This is a genomic window from Vogesella mureinivorans (genome assembly GCF_007644035.1).
GTDB lineage: Bacteria > Pseudomonadota > Gammaproteobacteria > Burkholderiales > Chromobacteriaceae > Vogesella > Vogesella mureinivorans.
In genome coordinates, this window is the sequence record NZ_VMTV02000901.1 from 1 (window position 1) to 263 (window position 263).

Here is a 263-nt window from a genome sequence, read left to right on the forward strand (position 1 = left end):
ATATTTTGGCTCCCCCCTTATTCACCCGAACTCAACTTAATTGAAATCTTATGGAAGTTTATGAAATATGAATGGATAGAGATAGAGGCTTATCGGGACTGGAAAAGTTTAGTAAAGTATGTCAAAAATGTGCTAAAAAAAGTCGGAACCGAATATGTAATTAATTTTGCTTAAGCACTTAACTCTAACCAATTACTTAACTCTTGTGCTAACCAATCAAGTTCTTCTGTTTTTAGATAGCCAAAGAAACGGGTTTCGCTGTC

Annotated in this window: 1 protein-coding gene; it reads left to right on the forward strand. The window is 34.6% G+C overall.

Annotation, left to right across the window (positions count from 1 at the left end; genetic code table 11):
• The coding region (locus tag FLQ44_RS20175; RefSeq protein ID WP_206209024.1) for a transposase at nt 1-174 on the forward strand (174 nt) is incomplete at its 5' end.
• Between the last annotated feature and the right edge of the window lie 89 nt (nt 175-263).